Annotated in this window: 9 protein-coding genes; 4 read left to right on the top strand and 5 right to left on the bottom strand. The window is 39.8% G+C overall.

Annotated features, from left to right (window positions below):
• Nucleotides 1-42 precede the first annotated feature (42 nt).
• The 3 genes from recJ to B9N65_RS08540 form a co-directional block, all read right to left on the bottom strand.
• Nucleotides 43-1,617 (bottom strand): single-stranded-DNA-specific exonuclease RecJ, encoded by a 1,575-nt coding sequence (gene recJ, locus B9N65_RS08550; protein WP_087583588.1) that lies wholly within the window; start codon nucleotides 1,615-1,617, stop codon nucleotides 43-45.
• Nucleotides 1,618-1,929: 312 nt separating this feature from the next.
• Complete coding sequence (locus tag B9N65_RS08545) at nucleotides 1,930-2,532, bottom strand: outer membrane beta-barrel protein (RefSeq protein WP_087583587.1); 603 nt, start codon at nucleotides 2,530-2,532, stop codon at nucleotides 1,930-1,932.
• Between the two features lie 162 nt (nucleotides 2,533-2,694).
• Nucleotides 2,695-4,329 (bottom strand): CTP synthase, encoded by a 1,635-nt coding sequence (locus B9N65_RS08540; RefSeq protein ID WP_087583586.1) that lies wholly within the window; start codon nucleotides 4,327-4,329, stop codon nucleotides 2,695-2,697.
• Nucleotides 4,330-4,455: 126 nt separating this feature from the next.
• Between B9N65_RS08540 and B9N65_RS08535 the strand changes: the two genes are divergently transcribed.
• From B9N65_RS08535 to B9N65_RS08520, 4 genes are all read left to right on the top strand, one after another.
• Entirely contained in the window at nucleotides 4,456-4,671 is a 216-nt protein-coding gene (locus B9N65_RS08535) for a DUF4492 domain-containing protein (protein WP_009295224.1), read from the top strand.
• A 1-nt stretch (nucleotide 4,672) separates the two neighbouring features.
• Complete coding sequence (locus tag B9N65_RS08530) at nucleotides 4,673-6,208, top strand: cytochrome ubiquinol oxidase subunit I (RefSeq protein WP_087583585.1); 1,536 nt, start codon at nucleotides 4,673-4,675, stop codon at nucleotides 6,206-6,208.
• Nucleotides 6,201-7,325, top strand: coding sequence for a cytochrome d ubiquinol oxidase subunit II (locus tag B9N65_RS08525; RefSeq protein WP_087583584.1), 1,125 nt, complete (start codon nucleotides 6,201-6,203; stop codon nucleotides 7,323-7,325). Before B9N65_RS08530 ends, B9N65_RS08525 begins: the two co-directional genes overlap by 8 nt.
• A 263-nt stretch (nucleotides 7,326-7,588) precedes the next feature.
• Nucleotides 7,589-9,355, top strand: a complete 1,767-nt coding sequence (locus B9N65_RS08520; RefSeq protein ID WP_087583583.1) for an aryl-sulfate sulfotransferase — start codon at nucleotides 7,589-7,591, stop codon at nucleotides 9,353-9,355.
• A 35-nt stretch (nucleotides 9,356-9,390) separates the two neighbouring features.
• On the opposite strand, the gene B9N65_RS08515 is transcribed toward B9N65_RS08520, so the two are convergent.
• The gene (locus tag B9N65_RS08515; RefSeq protein WP_021088445.1) at nucleotides 9,391-9,741 is read right to left on the bottom strand and encodes a hypothetical protein; all 351 of its coding nucleotides are present in this window, start codon (nucleotides 9,739-9,741) and stop codon (nucleotides 9,391-9,393) included.
• 66 nt (nucleotides 9,742-9,807) lie between these two features.
• Nucleotides 9,808-13,995 (bottom strand): Ig-like domain-containing protein (locus B9N65_RS08510; protein WP_180385141.1); only part of this gene is annotated, 4,188 nt, incomplete at its 5' end.

Raw genomic sequence — 13,995 nt, 5'->3', positions numbered from 1 at the left:
TTTAATAAAAGAGCAAAATTTAAAGCCATTTTCATCTCAAATTTACAAAATTTCTCTTATGAGAAGCTGTGGCGTAACAAGACCGCGGAACGAATTTTTAGATACGCAAAAGATGATATCTATCATTTCGCCTACTCTAACGTGCCTTGTGAAGTTAAAAAACAGTGCCTCAAGCGTTTTGTTATCTTTTTGCAAGATAAGTTTTAAGTGGTTTTGATCCCTGCCTATAAGTCTTTCATTTTTTACGACGGCGTTTTCTATCTTAAAGACTGGGCGCGGATTTTTCTGTCCATACGGCTCATAAAATTCCAAAATTTCAAGTAGCTCAAAGTCGATCTCGCTTGGCATTATGTCACCAAGTAGCTCATCTGAGCTTTTACACTCTTGCATATTTAGGCATGAGCAGCTTTTATTTATAGCATCTTTAAATTTTTCCAAATTTTCAGGCGCAAGAGTTAGCCCTGCTGCACCTTTGTGACCACCGTAGCTTGTTAGCAAATCTTCGTGGCTTGCGATGAGTGACAAGATATCAAGCTTGCCAACGCTTCTAGCACTGCCTTTTGCGCGGCCTTTATCGATACTAAAGACGATGGCTGGCTTTGCAAAGTGCTTTGCCAGGCGGCTAGCCACGATGCCTATCACGCCCTCATGCCACTGCTCTCCCCAAGTAATGATGACCTCATCGTCCTCTTTTACGTCCTTTAGTGAGCAATCAAAGAGTTGGCGCTCCTCCTCTTTTCTGGAGTTGTTAAACTCGATAATCGTATCAAGGTAGTTGTAAGCCTCTTCGATGCTCTTTGCACGCAAGAAGTTAAATGAATTCATCGCATCGTCCATGCGTCCGGCTGAATTTATAAGAGGCGCTATAAGAAAGCTGATATCATCACACTCAAATTTATCCTTACCGTAAAACTCTTTTATGACACAAAATGCCGAGCGCTTCGAGGCATTTAGCTTGCAAATACCCATGCGAACGAGCATCCTGTTCATATCTCTTAGCTCCATCATATCAGCGATTATCGCGATGGCTAAAAGCTCTAAAAACTTACTCATATCGTAGTTTAGCTTGCAAACATCCTTTAGCGCTCCAACCAAATACCAAGCCACTTCAGCACCGCAAATTTCGATATTTGGAAAGTTGCAGTCCTCTTGTTTTGGATTGATTATGGCGTATGCTTCTGGCAAAATGGCTGGTGGCATGTGGTGATCTGTGATGATAAGATCAATGCCTTTTTCTTTGCAGATGCTAGCTGCCTCATTTGCCGAGATGCCATTATCAACTGTGATTATTAAGCTCACATCGCTTGCAAGCTCGTCAATGATCTCAGGGTTTAAGCCGTATCCGTCCTTAAAGCGGTTTGGGATCTTTACTAGGTAGTTTTTTACGCCAAGATCATCAAAAAACTCGGCTAAAATCACACTTGAAACTACGCCATCAACGTCATAATCGCCAACAATAGCGATGTGTTCGTTTCTCTCGATCGCTTCTTTGATGCGATTAGCGCCTTTGTAGATATCCTTTAGAGCGCTTGGCGTTGGAATTTCACTAAGTTTTTTGTGTATGTCGTTACAAAATCTACGTGCTAGTAAATTCCTAATATCCTCTTTAGTTAACATAGCTTTGGCAAGGACTTTTTGACGCCCTGCCAACTTTTACTAATGCCATTTGCTCACTTAAATTTACGCCCAAACTGCCAAAATTTTGGCAATAAAAATGCTTTTTTTTCATCGTAATCTTTCGTCTTTATTTTGAATGCTTTGATTATATCTTTTTGAAATTTAATTTCTTATAATTTTCATTGAAAGTAAGATTTTTAGGGCAAAAAACTTTTGTTAAATTGATACTCTTTATAAATTAGCCATTGTAAATTTGAAGTAAAAAATGAGAGAAATTTTAAGTAAAAATAAGGGGTCATAAGACCCCAAAAATTAAAATTTATATGTGTAGCCTAGGTAAGCGCCGATATCTGTTGATTTAAGATTTTTAATTTCATCTGTGTCATACCAAGATCTATCAGCTTTTACACCAAACTCAAGTGCATTGTGTTCATCAAAACTATACTCAGCACCAAGTCTTGCACCAAATAACCATCCAGCTTGTGTAAGGTCATAAGTAGCTCTTACAGTAGATGATCTAGCTTCTAAATTTAGGTCAATAATTGAGATACCTGTATAAAGACCAGCAATTAGTTTAAAGTTGTCTGTTATTGCTGGGGTATAATCACCACCTACTACAAGTTTATGATTAGTCCATTTTGCATCTATTGTGCCACTAACACCATTAACTGAGCCTTTATTGCTCTTCTTGCCCTCTGTATGATAGAAGTATCCACCATAAACTCTAGCTACTCCAAAGTCATAACCGCCTTTGATACCAATATTAGGTCTGCTATCCTTTGCGCTACCAGTATCGTCTGTTAGCTTTGAGCTAAAATCATAGCCACCCTCAACTCCGACAAATCCACCTTGTGCTAAAGCAAATGAGCCAGCAAGTGAAAGTGCCAAAACACTTTTTAAAACGCAATTTTTCATTTTTTCTCCTTTATAAATGATTGCATAAGCATTGTATGTTTAGCAAGATTAAAAAATACTTAAATGATTTAAATTTTATCAATAATACATTTACTTTTATTTTTAATATAAATTTGAGAGAAATTTAAAGAGAAAATTTGGCAAGAAAGCTTGCCAAATTTATCATTTTACGTGATTAGCCAAGCTTGCTTTTATAAAGCCTAGTATCACAGGGTTTGGTCTAGTTAAGCGGCTAGTAAATTCAGGGTGACACTGCACGCCTACAAACCACGGATGGCCTTTTAGCTCGACCGCCTCTACCAGTCCGTCGCTTTCGCCACTTACTATTAGACCAGCCTTTTCAAAGGTCTCTTTATATTTTGGATTTGCCTCGTAGCGGTGGCGGTGACGCTCTTTTACGCTCTTTGCGTTGCCATAAATTTCAGCCAAAAGTGTCTTTGGCTTGATGTCGCAGTTGTAAGCACCTAGCCTCATAGTGCCGCCAAGTGGGCTTGTGTGCGTTCTTATCTGCTTTTTGCCGTGAGCATCGATGAAGCTATCTATTAGATAGATGATAGGATTTTTGCACTCTTTGTTAAATTCCATAGAATTTGCATCTTCTAAGCCCAAAACATCCCTTGCAAACTCGATCATCGCTAGCTGCATACCAAGGCAAATTCCAAGATATGGGATCTTATTTTCACGAGCAAATTTTATAGCCTGCATCTTGCCTAAAACGCCTCTTTCTCCAAAGCCGCCAGCTACTAAGATGCCATCCACGTCCTTTAAAAGCTCATTTACATTGCTCTCTTCTATCTTTTCGCTATCTATCCAGCGTAAATTTACCCTAGCGTCCAAATTTGCTCCAGCGTGGATGATGCCCTCAGTTAGGCTCTTGTAGCTCTCTTTTAGATCGATATATTTGCCTACAAAGGCGATTGTAGTTTCGTTTGTTGGGGCGATGATCCTTTTTACTAGGCTATCCCAGTTTGCCATGTCTGGTTTTAGCTCGCCAAAGCCTAAATTTTCAGCGATCGGCGTTAATATATCTTGCTTTAAAAATGAGAGTGGAATTTGATAGATACTTGCGCTATCTAAGCTCTCTATGACGCAGTTTTTCTCCACGCCACAGCTTGCTGCGATCTTATCTTTTAGCTCGCGGTTTAGCGGCATTTCAGATCTGCAGATGATAATATCTGGGGTTATGCCTATGCGTCTTAACTCGCCTACGCTGTGCTGGGTTGGCTTTGTCTTTAGCTCGCCAGCTACTTTGATAAATGGCACGAGCGTTAGGTGGATATTTAGCGCTCTTTTTTTACCAACTTCTACTCTTAGCGCCCTTATCGCCTCTAAAAATGGTAGTCCCTCGATGTCACCAACGGTTCCGCCGATCTCAACGATGAGTACATCTTTGCCCTCGCCTGCTTTTTTGATACGATCAACTATCTCGCCAACGATGTGAGGGATCACTTGTATAGTCTTTCCAAGGTAGTCGCCTCTTCGTTCTTTTTCGATAACCGAGCTATAAACTCTGCCTGTTGTGAAGTTATTATCCTGACTTAGGCTCTCATCTAAAAATCTCTCGTAGTGACCAAGGTCTAGGTCTGTTTCAGCGCCATCGTCTGTGACGAAGACTTCGCCGTGTTCTAGCGGGCTCATCGTGCCTGGGTCTACGTTGATATATGGGTCAGCTTTTAAAACGCTCACCTTTAAGCCAGAATTTTTAAGTAATGTCGCGATAGACGCAGCTGCGATGCCTTTTCCAAGTGAGCTTAAAACGCCACCTGTGATAAAAATATACTTCGTCTCTTTTGCCATCAAAATTTCCTTAACTTTAGTTATTTTTTAATCTGCCGATTATACCCCTTAAATATTTAGTAAGGCATTAATCTTGCAATTTTTAAAAATTATTCTTTAAGTTTTTTTGTTATAGACTTCGACATCATGATTAAAAACTGCTTAAAAAACATCGCCTCTTTATATATAGACGGCTTTAAAAATATGAAAATAGGCAAGAAACTATGGCTTCTCATAGCGATAAAGCTTATCATTATGTTTGGGATATTAAAGGTCTTCATCTTTGATGAAACTCTTAATACCAAATTTCAAACCGACGAAGAAAAAAGCGAATTTGTAATTCGTAATTTAATAAAGGAATAAAATGTCTGAGATGGATTTTGTTGATTGGTCTAGGGCTCAGTTTGCGCTGACTGCCATTTACCACTTTTTGTTTGTCCCGCTTACGTTGGGGCTAAGTTTTATCATCGCCATTATGGAGACGATATATGTCAAAACTGGCGATAAGGCCTGGCTTGAGATAACGAAATTTTGGCTAAAGCTCTTTGGTATAAATTTCGCTATCGGTGTGGCAACTGGCATTATTATGGAGTTTGAGTTTGGTACAAACTGGGCAAACTATAGCTGGTTTGTCGGTGATATATTTGGCGCTCCACTTGCGATCGAGGGCATACTCGCATTTTTCATGGAGAGTACATTTTTTGCCATTATGTTTTTTGGCTGGGAGAAGGTTAGTAAGAAATTTCACCTGCTTTCAACTTGGCTTGTTGCGATCGGTTCAAATTTAAGCGCACTTTGGATCTTGATCGCAAATGGCTGGATGCAGTATCCAATAGGCATGAAATTTAACCCAGATACCGCTAGAATGGAGATGCAAAATTTCTTCGAAGTCGCGCTAAATCCACTTGGCATTAGCAAATTTTTACACACAGTAACTAGCGGCTACACTATCTCAGCTATCTTTGTGATAGGAATTTCTGCTTGGTTTTTGATCCAAAAACGCTACATCTTGCTTGCTAAAAAAAGCATCGTCGTTGCTAGTGCATTTGGCCTTATCACATCGGCATTTTTGCTACTTAGTGGCGATGAGAACGCATATCTTGCAGCTCAAAAGCAGCCTATGAAGCTAGCAGCCATGGAGGGACTTTACAAGGGCGAGAAAAACGCTGGCCTAGTTGCTGCTGGCATTTTAAACCCATCTAAAAAGCTTGGCGATGACACTGAGCCATTTTTGCTTGAGATAAAGGTGCCTTACGCACTTGGCATCATGGCAAACAGAGAGCTTGACTCATTTACACCAGGCATAAACGACCTACTTTACGGCAACAGCGAGCACAATCTAATAAGCGTAGAAGAGAAGATGGCAAAAGGTAAAGTAGCTATCGAAGCTCTTAAAAACTACAAAGAGGCTAAAAAAACAAATGACGAGAGCCTTATGACAAGCTCACTTTCAAATTTAGAGAGCAATCTAAATTTCTTAGGATATGGCTATCTTAAGGACGCAAAAGATGCTGTGCCACCAGTTGCACTTACATTTTATAGCTTCCACATCATGGTCGCGCTTGGCACTTACTTCATAGCTCTTTTTGTTATCACTCTTTATCTAAATCTCTCAAGAAAATATAAATTTGAAAACATAAGAGCCTTTTTGTGGATCTGCCTCTTTACCATACCGCTTGGCTACATCGCAGCTGAGGCTGGCTGGATAGTAGCAGAGGTCGGCCGTCAGCCATGGGCGATACAAGATCTCATGACCGTTGGCGTAGGAGCTACAAATTTATCTGACTCAAATGTCAAAATTTCATTTATATTATTTGCTGTTTTATTTACGGTCTTGCTGATTGCCGAGATCAAGATCATGCTTAAGCAAATAAAGATAGGATTTAACGACCATGCATAGTTTAAGCTTAGAAAATTTACAAATTTATTGGTGGTTTATAGTTAGCCTTCTTGGCGGACTTTTGGTATTTATGATGTTTGTTCAAGGCGGTCAAACGCTCATCTTTAGCCTTGGTAAGGACGAGCTTAAAAAAGATATGCTCATAAATTCTATCGGTAGAAAATGGGAGCTTACATTTACGACGCTTGTTATGTTTGGTGGTGCATGCTTTGCGGCGTTCCCGCTATTTTACGCTACTAGTTTTGGTGGCGCTTACTGGGTTTGGCTGGCTATTTTATTTTGCTTTATCGTCCAAGCTGTAAGCTACGAGTACCGCAAAAAGCCTGATAACTTCTTAGGCGCTAGAACTTATGAAATTTTCCTTTTCATAAATGGCTCACTTGGCGTTATCCTTATCGGCATGGCAGTTAGTACATTTTTTAGCGGTAGTGATTTTGTGCTAAATGAACACAACTTTGTCGAGTGGAAGACTCCATTTCGTGGTCTTGAAGCTTTATCAAATCCTTACTTGTACTTGCTTGGCATAGCGATGTTTTTCTTATCTCGCATAGGCGGCTGCTTATATCTTATGAATAACATTGCTGATGGCGAATTTATACAAAACGCTAGAAAACAGCTACTTATCAACACCGTGCTATTCTTGCCATTTTTCTTAGGATTTCTTGCGTGGATACTTACAAAAGATGGCTTTGCCTATGACGCAAACGGCGTAGTTAGCCTTGTTGCTTACAAATACGCTATAAATTTGATCGAGATGCCTGTCGCTGGCGCACTACTACTTGTTGGCGTGCTTTTGGTGCTTGTTGGAATTTTCCAAGGAGCATTTACAAAAAGTATTCGCGGAATTTTTGCTTACGGCGTTGGCGTTACGCTAGCTGTGACCGCACTATTTTTGATAACAGGACTAAATGGTACAGCATTTTATCCGTCATTTAGCGACCTTTCTAGCTCGCTAACTATCAAAAATGCAAGCTCTAGCCACTACACACTTGGCGTTATGGCCTATGTTAGCTTGCTAGTGCCAGTAGTACTTGCCTATATCTTCATCGTCTGGAGAGCGATAGATAGCAAGAAGATCACGCAAGATGAGATCAAAAACGATCTTCACGCATACTAAGGATAAAAGATGTTAGAAGCAGGAATTTTTTTGGTACTTTGGCCAGTAACGCTATTTATTAGCTACAAATTTGTTCTTTTTTCTCTTAAGAAATTTGACGCAAATAACTAAAATTTAGGGGCATTTGCTCCTAAATTCTTCTTTTATTTTCACCCTTTAAAACCACTTCTTTATAAATTTACTTAAGCATCTTTTTATATAAGCGTTAGTTTTGTGTGAAATTTGGGGAGTAAGATATCATTAAATTTCACAAAGGAGCGAAAATGAGCAAGAATTTCTTAGGTTCTGTTGCCCTTGCGGCTGTTTTGGTGAGTGGTTTTGGCTTTAGTGCTCCACTAAACGCTGGAGTCTTGGCTCATCAAGTAAAGGTTCAAGGCGAGCTTGGATCAGTCTTTATAAACCCCTACGATGTATCGCCGCTAACTGCTATCATCGATAGAGCTGGCAAGGACATCAAAGATATCCACGTCAAAGTAAAGGGCAAGCCAGATGGCGGCATAGATATCGACTACAACGTCTCAGAGCATGCCTTGCTCACGCATGATGGCGTGCCTATTTGGGGGCTTTATCCTGACTATCTAAACGAGGTCGTGCTTAGTTATACATTTAACGGAGCTAAAAAGGTTGAGACATATAAAATTTACGCCCAACCGATCGTAACATATAGCCGTGATTTTAGGTTCTCACACATGCAAAAAACTCGCGTCAAAAAGGTCGATCCTGCCTTTAAAAACAGGCTCTATCTCATAAACAACACGATCACAAGCGTCTATAAACCGCTTGATTGGAAAAATGGCGGGGCTGCTAGTTGGAACGACTTTACCGAAAACTACATCGTAGATACCAAGGGCGAGGTCAGATGGTACCTTGACTATCAGAAATTTTACGACCGCAGCGAGAGAAGAGTGATGGATGGGGGCATGATGATGGGCTTTCATCAGCTCAAAAACGGCGATATCAGCTTTGGCATGGCTCAAAGATATCTTAGATATGACCTCATGGGAAAAGAAATTTACAACCGCCCACTACCTAGAGGCTACATCGATCTAAGCCACGAGGTGATGCCACTAAAAGATGATCACGCACTTCTTAGAGTAGCAAAATACAACTACCACCACAAAAATGGCAAAATTTCTCACACCATAAGAGACCACATCATCGAGGTCGATAACACCGGCAAGGTGGTCGAAGAGTGGGATCTAAATGAAATTTTTGGCAACAACGTATATCGCAGCAACCTCATAAAGGCGCTTGATGCTAGGGCTGTTTGCCTAAATATCGATATGGACGCAAAAGAGATAAAAATAAGCGACGATCAGCCATTTGGCGATGTCACCTCCACTGGCACAGGCAGAAACTGGGCGCATGTAAATTCTATCTCATACGATGAGAGCGATGATAGCATCATCCTTTCGCTTCGTCACCAAGGCATCATAAAGATAGGACGCGATAAAAAAGTAAAATGGATATTAGCTTCGCCTGAAGGCTGGAGTGAAGAGTTTAAAGCCAAAGTGCTTACTCCAGTCGATAGCAACGGCAATAAAATAAAATGTGAAAACTCAAAATGCGAAGGCGAATTTGACTGGTCATGGACTCAGCACACTGCGTGGCTAACACCAAGATATGACAACAAAGGTAGCGTAAAACATCTAAGCGTCTTTGACAATGGCGATGGCAGAGGTATGGAGCAGCCAGCACTTAAAGAGGAGAAATATTCACGTGCGGTTGAATATAAGATAGATGAGAAAAAGGGCACGGTTGAGCAGACTTGGCAGTTTGGCAAGGAGCGTGGCTTTGACTTTTACAGTGCAGTCACCAGCAATGTCGAGTGGCAAAAGGATAAAAATACCTACTTTATCTCAAGCTCAAATGTAAATTTACTTCGCCCTGACAAGACTATCAAAATGGTCTTAGTTGAGATCGACCCAAAGACAAATGATATAAAATTTGAGATGGATGTGGATTCTGCTTCAAGAGATGATGTCGCTTATAGAGCGATGGTTATCGATCCTGAAGTGTTTAGTTATTAAATTTTGGTGTGAGACCCCCTCTCACACCTAGTGTATTAGTTATTATTTTGAAATTTATAAATTTCTTCTTTGACGCTAGTTAGGTCAAAATTTATCGCTCGCTCTAGCTCTAGCAAGCTTACATCTTTATCTATCTCAAGAGCCATCGCTATCTCATTTAGCTCTTTTGCTTCCTCATTTGCGAGGATCGCACTCTTAAAACTAGCCTCATCTATCTGGCCAAATTTTAAAAAGATCGATTTAAATTTATCTTTTAAAATTTCTCTACTTAGCTTTTTATCTTCTAAAGCCTTCTTTGTGCCACCATTTCTGTTACATGTTCTAAATATAAAATCTATTGTTTCATTTACTTCATCGAGTAAATTTTTTGTCTTCTCGCTTTGCATACAAACTCCCTTCACCGCAAACAAATTCGAAGCAAGGCAGACTTTATCCGCCCTGCTTTTAAGAAATTAGAAGTGGTTTTCTACTTTCTCTTCGATTTGGATAGGATGAGTTGTAGCTATATTTTCTTCGCCAGCATGTGAGCTTGCAGTAGCATAAGAAGGTTTAGCTTCTGACTTACCTTCATTCATGATATGATCTTTTGGTGTTTCTAACAGATCATTTGCGCTAACGCCTATTTTATTATTATTTAGAACATTTGGCTCAGCTTTTGGCTCATTTATACGAGCAGCATTGCTTAGATCAACACTATCATTGTCTAAGATATCATCTGGCAAGCTTCTAGTGCTTCTTACTTTACCACCATAAGTGTTCTTTAGATCAAACCTTACCATTGTATCATTAGAAAGTGCATTACCGGCTAGGTCTTTAAAGTATCCATTCATAGATACTATCATACCGTCATGACTCATATTAAAGTCTTTGCCATCATCGCAAAGAGTTACCACTCGACTTATACTACCGCTCTTGATATCTGCTTCAGTTATAGTAATATCTTCGGTATAACCGTTTATTCTGCCCCATCTTGGATTATTAGTATTGATCATATAGTGGAAAACATCCCCAGCTTTTATAGTTACGCGGTCTTGTGGTATATCTACAACAAATGTTATATCACCATTGCCATTTGCTGGATTTTCATAATCTGCTTTATCATAGATTTTATCTTGATTTGCATCTTCTTTAATCCAAATGTTCGGTTGAGCAATAGTTGTATCTATCTCAAGATTTGATACTGTATAAGGATTTGAAACCGCACCAGCTTTATTTGTAGCTACTGCTGTTACAGAGTAGTTACCGTCGGCAATATCATCAGTTGTTACCTTCCAGCTACCATCACTTTCAGCTGTTATAGTTTTCTCCCAAACACTATGTGACTTACCATCAACTACAGATACTTTTACGCTTGCATTAGCCTCAGCTGTTCCACTTATAGTTGGTGTCTTATCATTTGTTAAGCCTGCAACTTGCGCAGCCTCATTTGTGATAAGGTTGCCTACATGACCGCCCCTAACATCATCATAGATGCTTGTGATCTTAACGTTAGTTGTCGCAACTTGCTGATTATCACTAAAGTCAAATACCACTTTATCGCTACCCTTAGCACCTTTATTGCCAGCCGCATCACTAAAGAATGCTTCAGCAACATAAACGCTTCCGTTTGCATTTTTACCATAAGGCATAGGCTTACCAGCATCCGGCTGATCTTTGTCAATTTGGTTATTTTTCATCTCACCAATGTAGCCTCTATCAATTTCAGCTTGACTTATAGCGCGCTCATGCCAGCCTGTTTCATCCCATTTATAGTGGAATATATCACCAGCTTTTATGCTACCATCATCTGGTATAAGAGCCTTCCATGATAGACGTCCTGTGTGAGTATTTTCTATATTTTCTTTCCAGCTAAATTTACCATCGTTATTTGTATCTTCGATAAATTCAACTTTCGCATCTGCTATCTTAGTATCAACATCTATAGCTGCCACATTTGAAGGGTTGCTTACTACACCGGTCTTGCTTGTAGCTATTGCGGTTAACTCATGTTTACCCTCAGCAAGTGGAGTTTTTGGTGTAAATTCCCAAGAACCATCACCATTATATTTGATATCTCCATCAACAACCTTGTCACCATCTTTGATTGTTATAGTTACACCAGGTTTTGCTGTACCTTTGATAGTTGGTGTACTATCGTCTGTCAGACCATTATTTACACCAAGGATATTTCCTACTTTACCGTTATAGCCAGCCACATCGTCACAAACTGCTGTGATCTTGACAACGCCAGGACTTGTTGTGTCTACATCTGAAGATGTTTGGTCGGATCTACTTCTGTTTCCAGCTAGGTCAGTTGCTTGTACGACCATATTATGCTTGCCATCAGCCATTGGCTCTTTTGGCTGTATTGTCCATTTACCATCTTCACCAGCTTTAGTTGTGCCTATTACTTTGTCATTATCGAAAAGCTCAATAAATGCACCTTTTTCAGCCTTACCTTCAAATACCGGTCTATTGTCGTTTGTTAAACCACCTTTAACGTCACCTTTATATATACCACCTTCTACATTGTCGGTAATGCTATCTATAGTTGGTTTAAGTGTTACAGTATCGACATCTATGTTGGCTACATTGCTAGATGCGCTTTCTACATCTAGAGCATTTTTAGCTACTGCAGTAATGCTATGTTTGCCATCAGGTAGTACTGCGCTTGTGCTTGGTGTAAAGTCCCAGTTGCCATTAGTATCAGCTTTTGTAGTTCCGATAAACTTGCCGTTGTCATAAATATCAACTTTTATACCAGCCTCAGCTGTACCTTTGATAGTTGGGGTGTTGTCATTTGTTAGACCACCTTCTACTTTAAGCACATCGCCTACTCTAGTATCATCATCATAGCCTTTATGGTCATCAATAACCTCTTTGATAACTGGGGCTGTAGGAGCAGCCTTGTCAAATTTAACTGTATCCCAATGCTCTGTACTGACATTACCAGCTTGATCTACTATCCTATAAGATGGAGTTTCGAAGCCAGGTTTGCTTTTTACAAAATTCGCACTAAAATCATCTCTTGCAACTTCACCTTTAGCTATGTCAGCAGCGCTTAGGGTTAATATAGTCACCCACTCTCTATGGCTATTAGTCACTTCGATTCTATCGCCTTCTTTTGCATCCTCTGGTAGCTTGATAACCCATTTTAATTTGCCATCAGTTAGAGCAGAAGCTTCAGTGGCTGTCAAGATGCTGTTATCATCTTTATCAGCTGTGATCATTACTTTTGGAGCTCCTGCAGTAGTATCAACAGTTACACCAACAGTATCAGAATCTGGGCTATTTGTGCCTGCTTTATCGGTTGCTTTAACAACAAATAAATGACGACCATCTTCTAGTTTTGGAAGTACAAATTCCCAAGTACCATCTCCTTTGGTAGTTGTAGTCCAATCATAAATAACTTCACCATTAACAAGAGAAGCTTTAGTTAAACCATCTATCCAAACTTTAACAGTTGAACCAGGCTCAGCTGTACCTTTTAGTGTTGGAGTGCTATCATTTGTTAGGCCATTTTTAACATCACCATTTACTACACCACCGGCCGTATTATCTACAATCTCAGTAATAACAGGTTTAGGGCAGTTGGTGTCAATGTTAATCGTTGCAACATTTGATGGATCGCTAACATTGCCAGCTTTATCTGTTGCTATAGCTGTTACATTATACTCACCATCAGCAAGTGCAGTTTTTGGTGTAAATTCCCAGTTGCCATTAGCGTCAGCTTTTATAATGATGTCTTTACTAATAATATCGTTACCATTTTTAAGAACGATTGTTGCACCAGGCTCAGCTGTACCTTTAAATGTAGGCGTACTGTCGTTTGTTAAGCCATCGTCAATGCCAAGAACGTTGTTGCCATCTTGTATTCCGCCATATTGATTATCTGTTACTTGATCGATAGTCGGAGTCATAGAGGTTAGATCCACATCTATACTGCTAGTTACTGCTTCACTTGCATTGCCTGCTTGATCAACGATCTTAGCTGTTACACTTGAAGTTTTACCATCAACTACTGGTACTTTAACTTCTATGTAGCCAGCTTTTACGTCATCTGCAGTTACATTGTGGCTCTCTTCTTTGCCATTATTGATAGTGTATTTGATCACATCACCTTCAACTACATCTGGGAAGAAAGAAATATGCGCTTTTGTACTAGCGTTATCACTATCACTGCTATTTTCTGCTTTATTTAGCTTGCCATCTTTTGGAGCTATGTCTTCAACAAATGTGATTGTTGGATCGCAAGGAGCAGCAAAGTCGCCTTCATGTTTTATATCACCAGCTATTCCTTCGCCTTTGCCAGTATTGCCTGCATCATCAGTGATCTCCACTTTAACTTTATCACCTGTATTGATTGGTTTAGTAGTTTCTATGTTAAATTTACCATCGTTACCTACTTTACCGCTGCCTATTATTTCTTTGCCAGCTTGATCTTTGATAACTACTATAGCACCTGGAGTGTCAGATCTACCCTCTACTCTACCTTTTTCTGGTGTACTATCAGCTGGGTTGCTCATATCTATTGGAGTTACTTTAACGTTTTCAACAGTTGGAGCTGTTGTATCAAGATCAATTGTAACTTCATTGCTTGATACGCTAGTACCAAATTCGTTCTTAGCTATAGCTGTAAATTTATGCTCGCCTTGTTTAGT

This window comes from Campylobacter concisus, assembly GCF_002165815.1.
Classification (GTDB): domain Bacteria; phylum Campylobacterota; class Campylobacteria; order Campylobacterales; family Campylobacteraceae; genus Campylobacter_A; species Campylobacter_A concisus_BH.
This window is presented reverse-complemented; position numbering and strand designations above follow the sequence as displayed.